The sequence below is a fragment of the Pseudoalteromonas sp. APC 3893 genome, from assembly GCF_030408095.1.
GTDB lineage: Bacteria > Pseudomonadota > Gammaproteobacteria > Enterobacterales > Alteromonadaceae > Pseudoalteromonas.
Window position 1 is genome coordinate 1 of the sequence record NZ_JASDCD010000002.1, and the last position, 14,547, is coordinate 14,547.

Consider the following 14,547-nt stretch of genomic DNA (forward strand, 5'->3'; position numbering starts at 1 on the left):
ACTTAAAGATTGGATGTACATATTACCATCGCTCATGTTTTTTTGGTTTTTGTTTGGACCACTCTGGTACACAATATTTCAAAAAACTAAGCCCCAAATTGCCAGTGAATAATATACAAACCATAATCGGGTAGCCGGAGGTCTCCTCCAGCCCCACACCACCCATCATGCGCTTTTTATTAACAGGAAGTGCAATGGGCGGTTCACCTCCCGTAATGAATATTGATCCAAATATCTTTCAATGACACTAAACCTTGTGATGCTAAATAGTCATTGCCTAGCGCAATGTTAATTCCTTTTGTTTTTGAGCTTCTACAAGGGCCTTTACTGGAGATACCACAGGCTATGGCGAGTCGTTCGCTAACACCCAATTTCATTAAACTGCGTACTTTAGTGCGGGCTATACCTTTATAAAGAGTGCCATTGCCGCCAGTAGCTCATCCTTATCCTACGGCGGATCCAATGATTTAAATCCACTGCTAGCTAATTTAAATAAAGGTCAAAATAGACAGCACAATGGGGAGACGGCAGCTTTTTATTGAAGTAATGGCAAATGATTTGATTGTATAGAGCCTGCTTTCCTTTAAATAAAAAGCGGAATATTACAGTCAATAAAGGCATGAATAAATTGACCTTACGGGTCAAACGAAAGTGGATGCATTCACTTGATTCTGCGGCAAATGTATTGCTTAGTTCATAATATAGAAGGCTGTAAAACACGATGTATTAAGAAGGATAAGTCCTTATTGGAGTTTTTCAAGTTAGTTGTCGCCTCGAGAGAACAGAACAAACAACAAAATATGCCTGTCCTTTTTATTTGGCTGTAAGCCTAATAACCCCTCTGGGTATATGCACGAGCTTACCCCATAGTTGAGGTAAGCTCGCAAAGTTATTTTAGAAAGTCCAGTTTAGTCCAACATAGTAACGACGACCGTTAGTCCATTCGTTAACATATACCTTGTCTAAATGGTTTTCATAGTAAGGTTTAAGCTCTTCAACAGAAATGCCACTTGCTTCAGATAATATAGCAAATGCAGCATCGCCAGTCACTGACGATTCAACAATGTTATTGCCATTATCATCAGTTGCAATAACACGGTTACCCGTTGGTACACCATCATCACCAATTTCATCTACCCACTTCATATTATTAATGACTGGATCATTGACAATTTGTGAACGATCTAAGTAGTGCACGACATTTTCGTTGGTCAAGTTGGTCACAGCGAAACTAGCTACTACGTTATCCATGATTTGATAGGTCGCTTTAAAGTCTAATTGCGAGCGAGCGTCTGTGTAACGTATTCCCTCGCTATCGCTTTGGTTAGCAAATTCACTACGATAGTTATACGAAAGTCGCGCAGAAAACGTTTCATTTTCAAAATACACAGAGGCATTTAACGTATCTTGAGATTGACCAAACATAGGTTCCGATTGAACGGTTGTCTTGGTGCTAAAGCCTGTTACTTCAAAATAATCACGTTGTGATGGGTCGCTCACATGCGTTTCAACATCGCTCATATCGCCGACTTCATAGGCGAATGTAGAGTTGGTGAACATCTGATCTGGTACGTCGGTGTAGGTATAGTTAACCAAACCACCAAAGCCATTGCCAAAGTCGTGTTGAAGTTGCATCTCAAGACCTTTAACTTTTTGTTCTCCGGTATTGAAGTAAGAACTGACAACGTAGTCACCAAAAACAGGGTAGCCGTTATTATCCGTTCTGCCTTCGTCTCCTAAATAATCTAAGTTTTGCACTTTAGATGTTGCGCGTACCATATCCTTGATATCTTTTTGGAACGCCGTAACAGAGAATATTGAAGACTTATCAAAATACCACTCAACCCCAATTTCACTGTTAATTGAGGTGTAAGAGCCAAGATCTGGATTACCCACCGAGCCCCTACGTTGTGAGTCCATAGCTAAACGCTCGGCTAAACCTTCTTCGGTTAGGTCTTGCTGGCGTCCATCGTTATATAACCTATAACGTTCGGTGGCTAGGTAAAAGGTGCTTCTCATCTGGTTTAGGCTAGGGTGAGAGATATTTTTCGACGCGGCAGCTCTTAAAATCAGATCATCGGCCAAATCATAAGAAATATTAAAGCTCGGCAAGTAATCTTTTGTGCTACTGGTTTGTACTAATGGTGCGTAAATATTAAAGCCGGCCAACTGTTCTACATAACCTGCTTCACTTGAATCTAAAGGGTAAGATAACGGCTGGCCATTTTCATCTTTGGCTACTTCATTACCGATAGATTCACGTTCGGTGTCTACAACACGTAAACCGACATTACCGCGAAATTTTTCGCCGCTAAAGTTGGCCATGGCATAGTAAGCTAAATATTCTTCGTTTACATCGTAATAGTCACCAGCAGATTCCGTCATACCTGAGCGACAACCGTAATAGTTATTCGGGCCAGAGTAGGCGGCAATGGCGTCTTCACAACTGCCTTTGTTTGGCGTGCCTTCTGAGTGTAATACTAAAAAGTGATCGTTGAGTAGTGCATCTCGCTTATTCTGATCAATAGCAAAATATTCATCTGGGATATCATGGCCGGCGGTATCTAAGCCTGATACGGTGCCGCCTGCAATTTCTCCGGCTAAAATAACTGGGAACGCGCTGACTTCGTTGGAATAACCGTGAAATCTTGCATCTTCAGTAAAGTAGTCTTCAGTGTGGTTTAGCTTACGAAGTTTGCCACCAAATTTCACACTGTCAATGTAGAACTTGTTGTCTAGTTCCCAAGTGATATCAGCCTGAAAGAAGTCTTCGGTATTTTCACGGTAGCGAGCTGTGTTGCGTAAACCACCCGTTAGCAAGTAAAACTCATTGGTTGGGGCAAGTAAGAAGTTTTGGGCGCGCTGCTGTGCAGCTGCTAATTCATCACCAGTTAAAGAAGGGTCGGCTTCTACACCCCAATATACTTTACCTGTATCAGGGTTATAACCGTAGCCGAGGTTGACACCTTCATAGGTTGGAATTTTAAGGGCTGTATCATCACCAGAATAGGGGGTTTCAGAGTCGCCATATCGGCTAGCTAGGGTGGTTGCACGATCTAACACGGTGCTTTCAGCGCTTGTGCGTCCTGCTTGAAGTTTAATCTCAAATTGGTCTGCCGTGTAGTCCATAGTAAGATGGACTCTACTTTGATCGGTTTCGGTACCGCTGCGATCATTGGAATCCCTACGCACCATTTCACCCCATGTAGCTGGGTTCGTACGATAGCCATTGCCATCCCAAATTTCACCAGCATTACCCACTAAGTATACGCCATCAACAGGATAGGTTGCTGATAAAACAATATCTTGAACGGGATCCATTACTAACCGAGGATCAACACCGGGTACACCATTACTATAGAGTAGCTGACTGGCTCTGTAGGTTTGCGCGTATAAGTTATCACTCTTATTGTCGCGATCTGAGCTGTTTTGGTTTAATTCAAGGTTAAAGTTTAGCGCATCGGTTGGCGCCCACTGTAAATTTATTGTTGTGTCAAGACGGCTTTCCTCAGTGGAAAAGGCTGGTGAATAAAGCATATTACCGATATTTAAAGGTGCGGTTTGGCCTAAACCGCCATCTCTACGGCTACCCCAGAAGAGCCCCCAATCAGGATCTATATAAGTGGGATTCATCACTTCATCAAGCTGCCCCCAATTTTGGGTGTTATTGTTCCAGACGCCCGAGTTATTTGACTCAACGCCAGCTTGTGCAAATGGCCAGTACCCTTCGTATAGTCCATCAGCATTAAAGCCATTACCTGCTACGGCTTCTAAGTCACCATAGGTATAACCATTTAAGGCCATATGGCGAGTGACAATTAAGTTATGCCCACTCATATGTCTTAACTTAATATCACTGCTTAAACATTCTTCGGTTGGACAATCGATAGGATCAGTTTTTTGAAAGCCTGTACCACTGCCTACGCCACCTGATTCAAAACCAGAGCGTAACGCATTACGTTGTTGTAAGCTGACGCTAATTGACGCACCAAAAGTTTGCTCGTCATTGACAAAGTTATATGCGGTGGAAACTTGTGGCGATGACTTTTCTGAAGAGTCGTTGTATTCAGCTTCAACATTGAAGTAACCATAACCATCTTCCTGCTCTAACGGTTTTTTGGTATGCAATACAACGGTGCCACCAATACCGCCAGCGTCTAAGTCAGCGCGCGCTGACTTGTATACTTCAATTTTCGATACTTGATCAGCAGGGATGTTAGAAAAGTCAAAAGCATTGCTCTCCGACTGACCGGGTAAATAGGAAACAGATTTTGCTGATTGGCCATTAACTAGGGTATTGGTTAGTTCAGGAGATGTGCCTCGAATTGAAACTTTTGAGCCTTCTCCAAATTGCCGCTCAATTTGCACCCCTGCAACACGTTGTAGAGCTTCGGCCATATTTTTGTCAGGATTTTTGGCAATATCCTCAGTATTAATGGAGTCAACAACGGTATCAGCAAAGCGTTTATTGTTTAAGTTCTCACGCAATGAAGAGCGAATACCGGTTACTTGAATAACCTCTATTTCTTCCTGTGATTTATTTTCTAATATTTTATTTTCTGTTTTCTCTGTGTTGGATTGCTCTGCTAAAACAGTGGTAGAGATACTTGCAGTTAAAAATATAGCCGAATGAATTGCAACGGTTATTCTGGATAAGCGTGGTTTCATGTTTTTCCTATTGATTTATATGTTATTTTAATGCCGTCGCACCTTTTCTATGAAAGGTTTATTACGAATGACCCCTTGAACAACTCTATTGTTACTGAATTGAAGTATTAATATAGTGTAAAAAAAATAAATATCAAGAATATAATATTCTTTATCTTTTATTTGTTCTTTTATTTTATATTCTTGTGAAAAACGAGATACTGAATATATGGGGTCATCGGATGCTACTGCGCCGCAGTACAATAAATAAAATAGGACAGCCATAAAAATTTTTGCAAGAATCATAGTATCAACTACTGTTGTTATACATAGCTAAATAAGGTTGGTATTTTATGACTCGCGCAAGAAAATAGCTGATTGATTTAGCATCCACATCTTATTATCACTTAATCTCACGGTGTGCTAGGCGAGCGTTTTTGTGTGAAGATGATAAAGATACAGATACAGGTAAAAACTGTGATCATCGTCGGGAGTGGCTAGTAGCACGGATAAAGCTATTAAGTAAGTATTTGCCATAGAAATTGCCGCCTACGCGATAATGAGCAATCACTACCACCTTGTTGTGAATGTCAATAGACGTCAGGCACTTGATTAGTTTGATGATGAAGTAATTAACCGCTGGTATCAGCTTTACAATGGTCATGTTTTGGTTGATCGCTGCTAAAATGGAGAGAAGTTAGATAAGGTAAGTGACTTATTTTTTAATGAAGTTATCGTAAAATGGCGAGAAAGATTGTATGACATCAGCTGATATATGAAAAACCTCAATGAGTACATTGCCCGTGAGGCCACTGAAGAAGATAACTGCACAGGAAAGTATTATTCGCAGCCATCCCTGGCGCTCACCCTTCGGGCTGCCTAACGGCATTCAAATTTATTTCCTATTAATTTGTGGGAAGGGCCTTTCCTTTTGTTAAAGATCAATCACAAGCATTATTAGATGAAACCGCAGTGCTTAGTTGCATGGCCTACGTTGATTTAATCCTATCAGAGCAAACATGGCCGATACGCTTGAAGACAGTGATTTTACGTCAATTCAAGAGCGTATAGCGCATTTCAAAGCTCAAGCCATTTGGCGGCAACCACATTAAAGACACGCTCCCTTTTGCCTTATTGGATTACATTGAATTAGTCGATTGGAGTGGCCGTCATATAGCTCCAAAGAAAAAAGGACATATCAACAAGGTTGTGCCAAAAGTGTTGCTCAATTTGAATATAGAAGAAGCGCACTGGCTTGAATCAATTCAACGTTTCAGGCAGCAAACAACGGTTAAAGCAACAAGCTGCAACCAATGACGTGAAATGGTACAAAAGCGCAGGTTGAGTGAAAAGTGAAAGTCTCTTCAAGTGAATTGTCAAAAAAATACAATTAAGTTATTGATAAAAATCAAATCTCTAGATCATATTTACTGCCTAAAATTCATTCCAAGCTACTTAACTTTACGTTTTGCAACAAACATTGCATAAAAAATAATTCCAACGTTATCCACGATGAGAGAGTTGTTAAATTTTTAACCACAAAATATGCCAGTCCTTTTTATTCTATACTTTACGTAAAATCGACGTAACTAATTGAATAAAAATAGGAACTCGGCTATGGTTAATGCATCAATAAAAATAAATTAAAAACGTGTAATTCTACAGGCTCGTTATACGTTTAGTCAGGATTGGAGTTCAATGGACGATCAAGCAATTAAAATTCAACGAAGTGGGTACCTGATAAAAGCTTTGATGTTATTTGTAATGTATTTACAAGTGGCTCAGTATTATCAAACAAACATTTTGGACTTTGGCGAAATAGCTGCCACCTTTGGAATACTGTGTTTCTTTCGTGGTCTTCTGCTAAACCCATTATTACTGGCATCTCCTTTAAAAAGTTGTTTTAAATCAGGCTTCAGATTTACCAAAAGTAGTTACAAATATTTTCTACTTGCTGTAGTTTTAATAGCAGTTGGTGCATTGTAAAAAAATGTACAACACATATGGGCCTTAACTCTATCAATAGGCACTAGTATTTTATTTGACCGTTTTTATACAGTGGCGGTCAATTCCAAATCAACTCTAATTCAATAAGTAAATTCGTTTACTTCGTCTGTCGATGTGGTTATTAAGCAAGTTGCTTACGGCAAACACATTTAGGGTGCGTTACGCAGTAATCTCTTATTGCGATCTCATCGCAGCTAGGCTTTTCCTATATCCTTTTGGGGTTGCTGGAGCACTACGAATAAATGGATTGATGTTTTATGTAAGTTGCAACATTTTGCAATCATCACTTATGCAGTAGACCCTTCAAGGTTCGCTGGGATGTTTCCTGCACGTTTTAAGTTAGACACCTTACAAATCAACGATGAAGAAAAAGCGCTTATTTCAGTAGTACCATTTATTGATGTTGACTTTACTTCCGCAGTTTATCCATTTCCTAAATTTACTATGGGGCAAACCAATTACCGGATCTATATAATAGATAAGCAAACCAATGAACGCTGTGTTTGGTTTTTGGGAACCACGTTAGATTCATGGACTCTCGCAGTACCCAGGTTACTTTGGAATTTACCTTGGTACCCAGGTAAAGTTAAGTTTGATTGTGCGTTTGATGAAACAGAACAAATATACCGTAAATATAAAATGACGACAGAAGCTGCCTGGGCTCCTGTAAGCGTCGAACTAACACAGAGCAAAGATGCAAAAATTGAATTGTTGGGATTCCCTGATACGTAAACGGGGCTTGTGTATTTAACGCATCCATTAGCTGGCTTTTATTATCGTCATGATGGAAAACTAGGTACTTATAGGGTGTGGCACAAGCAATTAGAAGTAGCTTCTGCAAACGTCAATTTAGCTCGTTTTGGTTTATTATCTCGCTTAGGTTTAGTTACAGAAAAAGAGCAACAATTACCGCACAGTGTGCTAATTGAGCCGACAAATGAATTCACTATTTACTTACCGCCAAAAGTAGTGAAATAAAAATATATTATTCAAATTCATTTAAAGAGTGTTTTGAAAACTTAGGTATCACCACCTCTAAAGTAGCAATGACGAATGTTAGTTATACCCGAACAACAAACTAGTTTACTTTGAAATACCACGCGATTATAAAATCGCGTGGTATTTATTATGGCTTATGAGTTAATACGTCCATTTAATTGTAAAGTCGATATTTTGAGGCTCACCGTAGTTGGCAAAATCAATATTAGCCCAATATTTTTCGTCAGTTATATTGGTTGCACTTAGTGTTGCATTCCATGAATTATTAAAGCGCCAGTTAGCGTATAAGTTAACCAGCATGTAAGCACCTTGTTGGTAAGTTACGCCTTCACTTTCTAGTGGATGATTCACACCATATCCAGTGATTTCACTTTGCCAATTAATGCCGCCACCTATATTTAATTTATCTAACGATCCTGTGAATTGATAATGCGTGGAAAGCTGAACAGAGTGTTCTGGTAAATTAGTCCATATGCGGTCATTCTCATTCCGTGTGGTGTCAACATAGGTGTATCCAGCATTGATCTGCCATTCATTGCTGATGCGGCCACTTAAACTAATTTCAACCCCTTTACTTTCAGTGCCATCAACACCTTTATAAGCAGAACTGCCATCTGGCAATGAGTAATCTGGCTGGGTTAGATCTCGTACACCGTAATTATCTTGTTTGGTATTAAATATGGCAAAGGTTGCCATAAGTTGACCATTATAAAATTCACTTTTAATACCTGCTTCTAAGTTGCTACCGAGTACGGGGGCAAGCAAGTTATTATTTTTATCTTTGTAGTTTTGTGGTGTAAAAATATCTGTGTAGCTTGTATAAAGGCTTGTTGCTGGTGTCAGATCATAAACAACACCTACATAGGGGGTAATTTCGTTACTTACTTTATAGTCACCAGTCGTATTGGCATAAGCTGAGTCTGTATCATAATTGTCGGTGCCTGTTTCCCAAGAGGTAACCCGTGCGCCCCCGACGAATGATAAGGCCTCGGTTACCCGAAAGCGCGTTGCCGCATAAAAACCATATTGATCTGTTTGGCTTGTTCGGTACGCCCCAGTAGTAGCATAGCTGGGTTTGGGGGCTTCACCATCATAATCCCACGCATTTGGTACATTGTAAGACCAGTCAGATAGTGAAGAGTAACCTAAGCTTGTTGATTCATGTTGGCTAATGTTAAGGCCGAACATGAGTTCATGCTCACGCTCAAACAAACTGTAACTGCCCGTAAGGTACAAATCTAGGCTGTCGCGCGTGTCTTCAGTAGAGCCCACTGCACCTCGTAAGAATACCCCTTCACCAGTGTCACGATCAGGCAAACCAGAGGCATAAACACGCAAACTTTCAAGCTCACCTTCGGTGTGGTTTAACGCTGCTCGTAATTGCCAATAGTCGTTGAAGTGGTGTTTTACATCAGCAAATACAGTAGATGATTCTCGTTGCCATTTAGTCCACTTAGGCGCATAGCTGGTGGTAACTGGTAAGTTTGCTTCGTTACCATCACTGGCAAAAATTGGGATGGTACCCCATGTACTTCCCTCGGGGTTATTATCTTGGTTTTGATAACCCAATGATACTGTTGTGTTTTGGGTAATGTCGGCTTCAATAATACCCATCATAGCTAACTTGTCTTCTTGATAACGCTCAAGATAACTATCAGAATCTTGATAAGCAACGACTAGGCGACTTCTAACGCTGCCATCTTCGGTTAGGGGTAAAGAAATATCGGCAACACCACGGCGTCGATCCCATGAGCCAATGCCTGCAGATATAGACGCGTCGAACTCTTGTTTTGGGCGCTTTCGTATCATATTAACCGTGGCCGAAGGTGAACCAACACCACTTAATAGGCCATTGGCACCACGGATCACTTCGACTTGTTGATAGAGTGAGGTGTCGTATTCTTGATTGGTTGAGCCACTATAAGTTGGAATGCCATCTACTTGGAAGTCGGTAATTTGAAAGCCTCGAGCAAAGTAGAGCGGGCGCTGACTATCATATTTTGTGACATTCACCCCTGGTACATTCAGCATTATATCGTTTATGTCAGTAATACCGCTTAAATCCATCAGTTCGCGCGAAATACTCGTAACAGACTGCGGTAGCTCTTTGGCTGACAGTGGTATTCTAGTAGGGTTTTGACTTGAAAAAGGGGAGCTTTTTACCTCTATAACTTCTATATCTTGGTTGTTTTTGTTTATATCTTTAGCTTCTTGCGCCAAAAGTGCTGGTCCATAAAGAGCCGCTGTAATAGCTAAGGCTAAAGAGTATCGATTTTTTTTAAAACAGGGAGCTGATGTCGTTGACGTGTTTTGCAAGCTGTGTTCGTTGTTAAAGCTCATGTATCTATTTTCCCTTAAAAGATTACGTTAATGATAATTGTTTGTATTATCTTGATTTGAGGTCTACGAGTCAATCGAAGATCCAGCAAAAAAGGTAAGAAAGATAAATAAACAGCTATGGTATTGATGACTATAATGAAATAGTTAAGGGCAAACTTAGGTAGCAGTAAGTGTTCGTTAATAGAAGGTATAGTAGTTTAGAGTACCTAAATATTTGCGAATATAGGAGTACAGATGGGGTTGTTCAGAGGTATGTTTGCGATATTTAGCACGCTAATTTTATTGAGCGGCTGTGATAAGTTTGACGATAAAGTTGAGGTGTCTGCTGAGCAGCATGCTTATTTACTGCCTGATCGCCAAACACAAAATGCTCAGTTACAGCAGCAATCGGCTAATGGATTATCTCATGAGCAACTTTATCAACGCGCTTTGAGTTTATGGCCTATTGATTATCGTGAGTTAAGTATTCCTACTTCACTTGGTCAAGCTAGAGTTATTGTTGCGGGGCCTATAGAGGGAGAGCCTGTTTTACTATTACATGGTATGCAAGCAAACTCGGCCATGTGGTATCCCAATATTACAGCATTAGCAGAGCATTATCGGGTGTATGCTATTGATGATTTACTGGGCTCCGGTGGTTCGCTTGCCAATACTGATATTACGGACATGACGCAGGTAGTAAGCTGGTATCAAGAATTGTTTAATCTTATGGGGCTAGATTCAATCCATTTAGTTGGAGCCTCTCGCGGTGGATGGCAGGCAACAGCGATTGCTTTAGCTGAGACGCGTAGCGATTCCTCTCGTATAGCAAGCTTGGTATTACTTAGCCCAGCTCAAACCTTTGGGTGGATTGAGTTTAGCGGTGATCTACTGTCGAGCATTCTTTTTACGCTAAACCCTGAGCGGAATAAAGTGCATGAGAGCTTACAAAGTTTGTCGAGCAATGCACATCAGATTGACCCTGTATACCTTGATCAATATGTAGCAGCGCTGGATAACGACCCGATACCCGATCTAATTACTGAGATACGGCCGTTTTCAGATCAACAGTTACAGCAAATAACCTTACCAACATTAGTTATGATTGGTGATAACGACATAATGAATAATCAAAATAGTCTTGATCGGGCAAGAAAAATGTTGAAATCAGTACAGGCTGAGCAAGTTCAAAGTGCGGGCCACTTTTTAACCGTCGATCAAGCAGAGCATGTAAACCGTGTGGTATTAGATTTCTTATCACGGTGATATTTTGTTCTATACTTGTTTTAATAAGGCGGACAAGGCCATTATTCAGTGTATCTGGGTTCTATGCAATCAATGCCGCCTTTTATCAAGTTGCGAGGTTTAACCGATGAAAAATTATAATTATGATGAGTTTACAAGTAAAAACTATGACTTAGATAATTTTTACGGGCCCGATACTGGTGAAAAAGCCATGGATTTCGCATTAACGAACACTGATGGACAAACCGTACAATTACTTGATTTTTATAACGAGTTTTTGGTGCTTGAGCTTGGCAGTATTACATGCCCATTATTTCAAGGTCGACGAGAAGGAATGGCAAAGCTAGTTAGTTTATTTCCCATGGTTAATTTTTCAGTTTTATACGTAAGAGAAGCACACCCCGGAAGTAATATACCTTCACACAAATCGGCAGCTGAGAAAGTTCGCTGTGCGATAGCACTAAAAAATGATCAAGAAATAAGATCTATCCTTATTGATGACATTAAAGGAACTGCACATGATGCTTATGGTGGTTACCCGAATGCCGTATTCATTATTAATCGTAATGGCTGTATTGTGTATAGAAGTGATTGGAATAATGTGTCGGCTATAAAAAAGGCACTTCATAGGCTTTTGAGTGGTAAGCCCGCTAATTCGAAGAGTTACTTTTTGCCAGTGAAACCTACAATAGCTTTAAAAACGTTGAAGCGAAGTGGTCAAGGTGCGATCAAAGATTTTTTGCTGGGGCTACCAACCTTGATATGGAAAAATGTAATTAAAAGAAATGTATTACTTTTCTTTGATTTAACAAAAACTGTCTCGCCAGATAAAAGGTGTTGAACTGTACCGCGAGACGCAAGCTCATGCCTCACGGTACAGTTTGGTTTTTATACGCTTTGCGCACAAAGCTGGTTTGAATTACTTTCTAGCGAAAGCTCTTCACGAACAATGTTTGCTCCTTCACTGAGTGCATTTAGCTTACCTCTCGCTACAGAGCGAGGCAGGGGAGCCATGCCACAGTTTGTACATGGGTAAAGCTTATCTGCATCAACAAATTGCAATGCCTTTCTTAGGGTGTTTGCAACTTCTTCAGCTGTTTCAATGGTATTGGTTGCAACGTCAATTGCGCCCACCATTACTTTTTTACCACGTATTAGTTCAAGTAACTCCATAGGAACATGAGAGTTATGACATTCTAATGAGATGATGTCGATATTTGACTTTTGCAGCTTAGGAAAGGCTTCTTCGTACTGTCGCCACTCGCTGCCCAACGTTTTCTTCCAGTCGGTGTTCGCTTTGATGCCATAGCCGTAACAAATATGCACAGCTGTTTCACATTTAAGGCCTTCAATTGCTCTTTCTAAAGTGGCAATGCCCCAATCGTTTACTTCATCAAAAAATACATTAAATGCGGGCTCATCAAATTGAATAATATCAACGCCCGCGGCTTCTAGCTCTTTCGCTTCTTGATTGAGTATTTTGGCAAATTCCCATGCCAGTTGTTCGCGACTCTTATAATGATCATCATAGAGGGTGTCTATCATGGTCATTGGCCCAGGTAATGCCCATTTAATTGGTTTGTCTGTTTGCTGGCGTAGGAACTTAGCATCCTCGACAAACACTGGTTTTTGTCGTGAAACCGGGCCTATAACACTTGGCACACTGGCGTCGTAACGATCACGGATTTTAACTGTTTGTCGCTTTTCAAAGTCAACACCATTAAGGTGCTCAATAAATGTGGTAACAAAATGCTGGCGTGTTTGTTCGCCATCACTGACAATATCAATACCCGCTTGATTCTGTTCTTGCAATGACACTCGCAGTGCATCCTGTTTGCCCTCAATGAGTTGCTCGTCTTGTAGTTTCCAAGGAGACCAAAGTTTTTCAGGCTCTGCAAGCCAGACAGGTTTAGGTAAACTGCCAGCAGTTGAAGTGGGTAAGAGTATTTTGCTGTTAACTGTATTCATAATAAAATTGAGCCGTTTATTTAGTTAATTTTAAATTTTGCCGTTCTTAGTGCGATACCTAGGCGTAATTTTGAGACCATTGCTCAAGCACATTCTGATATGGCTTTATAAAGTGTTGCTCAGCAAACTTGCCTTGCTCACTCGCTAACTGACTACGCTCTTCTCGGTCATAAACGATTTGTGTTAATGAATGATCAAGGTTTTTTAAATTAGGTTGATAGCATTTTCCAGCAACCGCATTGGCGTTATAGATCTCAGGTCGATAGATTTTTTGAAAGGTTTCCATCGTACTAATTGTGCCTATTAGCTCTAGCTGCGTGTAGTCATTGAGTAAATCACCAAAAAAGAAAAATGCTAATGGTGCAACGCTATTTGGGGGCATAAAGTAGCGTACCTGTAGACCCATTTTTTTGAAATATTGCTCAGTTAACGAAGATTCATTCGGGTGATATTCAACACCTAAAACAGGGTGCTGATTTTCACTGCGGTGATAAGTTTTATTATCAGACACACTAAGGCATATCACCGGAGGCTTCTTAAAGTGCTGCTTGTAAGTTTGTGAGTTAACAAAGTACTGGAATAGTTTACCGTGTAGCTCACCAAAGTTATCAGGAATACTGAATGTGGTTTTTCCTTTATTATGAGCTGGCAGCAATATACTAAAATCGTAATCGCGTACATAAGAAGAAAAGTTGTTGCCAACAATGCCTTCAATGCGTTTATTGGTTTTGCTGTCAATAATGTTTGTTTTTAGTATTTCGATAGATGGAAAGCTATCACCACTGCCTTGCACGTCAATATCAACAGAGACAATTTCAAGTTCAACAGAATAGCGGTCGCCGTTAGGGTTATCCCAATGTGCTAGTGCATTAAAGCTGTTGTCGATCATTTTTAAGGCGTTACGTAAGTTCTCTTGGCGATAACTGCCTCTTGCTAAATTAGCAAAGTTGGTAGTGATACGTGTGCTGTTAGATGGGTGGTAGTTTTCATCAAGGCACTCACTCTTAACTGTAAATGTGAAATTTGTATTCATTGCTGTGGTATCCAATCTGTTTTAAAGCGTGAGTTAGTTATACGTGGATCGATACATGAATAAAAACGGTATAATTTCACATAAAACATGAATCATCTTCATGCTATTTTTTATATACACTCGCTTATTGCGTGATATTAGGTGTTTAAAATAAATTTTTGACCAATGATTTATCTGGATTTCTATACATCTAGACTTCTTTTTTCTTGATGTGTATTTTTTTCATGTGAAACATGAGGATTATTCAGCAGTTATCATCGATTTAAGCCTGAATGGGCATCATTTATATTGATATACTCGCGTTTGGTGGAGTTAGTTACACCTATTTA

The 14,547-nt window shown here is 40.1% G+C and carries 9 protein-coding genes and 1 pseudogene; 5 read left to right on the forward strand and 5 right to left on the reverse strand.

The features are described from left to right. Nucleotides 1-203: 203 nt before the first annotated feature. A pseudogene (locus QMA12_RS04115) lies at nucleotides 204-477 on the reverse strand (group II intron reverse transcriptase/maturase); the annotation flags it as partial. 417 nt (nucleotides 478-894) lie between these two features. Continuing rightward, complete coding sequence (locus QMA12_RS04120; protein WP_290208845.1) at nucleotides 895-4,668, reverse strand: TonB-dependent receptor; 3,774 nt, start codon at nucleotides 4,666-4,668, stop codon at nucleotides 895-897. A 1,677-nt stretch (nucleotides 4,669-6,345) separates the two neighbouring features. Here QMA12_RS04120 and QMA12_RS04125 point away from each other — a divergent pair. The 3 genes from QMA12_RS04125 to QMA12_RS22175 all read left to right on the forward strand — a co-directional run bounded on the left by QMA12_RS04125 (nucleotide 6,346) and on the right by QMA12_RS22175 (nucleotide 7,632). Next, complete coding sequence (locus QMA12_RS04125; RefSeq protein WP_087531801.1) at nucleotides 6,346-6,633, forward strand: hypothetical protein; 288 nt, start codon at nucleotides 6,346-6,348, stop codon at nucleotides 6,631-6,633. Nucleotides 6,634-6,918: 285 nt separating this feature from the next. Continuing rightward, nucleotides 6,919-7,386 (forward strand): DUF2071 domain-containing protein, encoded by a 468-nt coding sequence (locus QMA12_RS22170; RefSeq protein WP_356948016.1) that lies wholly within the window; start codon nucleotides 6,919-6,921, stop codon nucleotides 7,384-7,386. A 9-nt stretch (nucleotides 7,387-7,395) separates the two neighbouring features. Further along, the gene (locus QMA12_RS22175) at nucleotides 7,396-7,632 is read left to right on the forward strand and encodes a hypothetical protein (RefSeq protein ID WP_356948017.1); all 237 of its coding nucleotides are present in this window, start codon (nucleotides 7,396-7,398) and stop codon (nucleotides 7,630-7,632) included. 162 nt (nucleotides 7,633-7,794) lie between these two features. On the opposite strand, the gene QMA12_RS04135 is transcribed toward QMA12_RS22175, so the two are convergent. Continuing rightward, nucleotides 7,795-9,993, reverse strand: a complete 2,199-nt coding sequence (locus QMA12_RS04135; protein WP_290208846.1) for a TonB-dependent siderophore receptor — start codon at nucleotides 9,991-9,993, stop codon at nucleotides 7,795-7,797. Between the two features lie 234 nt (nucleotides 9,994-10,227). Here QMA12_RS04135 and QMA12_RS04140 point away from each other — a divergent pair, with 234 nt between their 5' ends. Together QMA12_RS04140 and QMA12_RS04145 are read left to right on the forward strand one after the other, a co-directional pair. Continuing rightward, nucleotides 10,228-11,238, forward strand: a complete 1,011-nt coding sequence (locus tag QMA12_RS04140; protein ID WP_290208847.1) for an alpha/beta hydrolase — start codon at nucleotides 10,228-10,230, stop codon at nucleotides 11,236-11,238. Between the two features lie 106 nt (nucleotides 11,239-11,344). Next, on the forward strand, nucleotides 11,345-12,058 hold the full coding sequence (locus tag QMA12_RS04145; RefSeq protein WP_290208848.1) for a deiodinase-like protein: 714 nt from the start codon (nucleotides 11,345-11,347) through the stop codon (nucleotides 12,056-12,058). Between the two features lie 47 nt (nucleotides 12,059-12,105). Here QMA12_RS04145 and QMA12_RS04150 read toward each other — a convergent pair whose 3' ends face one another. Continuing rightward, complete coding sequence (locus QMA12_RS04150; protein ID WP_290208849.1) at nucleotides 12,106-13,185, reverse strand: methionine synthase; 1,080 nt, start codon at nucleotides 13,183-13,185, stop codon at nucleotides 12,106-12,108. 58 nt (nucleotides 13,186-13,243) lie between these two features. Further along, nucleotides 13,244-14,218: a DUF1852 domain-containing protein gene (locus QMA12_RS04155; protein WP_087531807.1), complete on the reverse strand. Its 975-nt coding sequence runs from the start codon at nucleotides 14,216-14,218 to the stop codon at nucleotides 13,244-13,246. Nucleotides 14,219-14,547: the final 329 nt, after the last annotated feature.